The following is a 669-nucleotide window of genomic DNA, read 5'->3' on the forward strand; positions in this document are numbered from 1 at the left end:
ATACAAAGGCATGATGTTGAGCGGCATACCTAATTTTGCCTTTGCCATTGGTTACACCAACTCATCTTGGACCTTAAAAGTAGGCTTGCTATGCGAGCATTACTGTCGACTGATAAAACACATGAGTGACAAAAATCAGGCCGCAGCATGTCCTGAACTGCCTAGCCCGACTATGCCAACACGCCCCCTCTTAGATTTTGGTGCAGGTTATGTACAGCGAGTACTAAAAGATCTCCCTCGCCAAGGGTTCAAGGCGCCTTGGTACATGTCGATGGACTATAAAGTAGATCTCAAAAATCTTCGGCATGGCCCAGTGACAGACGAGAATCTGAAGCTCTATCCACCTTCGATTAATGTAGATGTGTCATCGATTAAAAACAAAACGATGAACTCAACTCAGCAACACAATAAAACTAAACAAACGAGTGCCGCATGAAGAACTTTAAAGATAAAACCATCGTCATCACCGGAGCCGGTTCTGGAATGGGGCGCGCCTATGCCTTGGAATTTGCAAAGCTAAATGCACGGATCGCGATTACCGACTACGACGAATCAGGATTAAAAGAAACCGTGAAGCAACTCGAATCCTTGCCCCACAAAGGCATATGTAGTCAGGCGTTCGATATAAGCAATAAAGAAATCGTTGATCAGTTTGCGCGTCGCGTCAAA

1 protein-coding gene and 1 pseudogene are annotated in these 669 nt (G+C 45.1%); both read left to right on the forward strand.

Annotation, left to right across the window (positions count from 1 at the left end):
- Positions 1-436: pseudogene (locus tag A3738_RS30770) on the forward strand (hypothetical protein); the annotation flags it as partial.
- On the forward strand, positions 433-669 hold a 237-nt coding region (locus tag A3738_RS07840), incomplete at its 3' end, for an SDR family NAD(P)-dependent oxidoreductase (RefSeq protein ID WP_156504079.1). The pseudogene A3738_RS30770 and the gene A3738_RS07840, both read left to right, overlap by 4 nt.

It is taken from the genome of Oleiphilus sp. HI0066 (assembly GCF_001635725.1).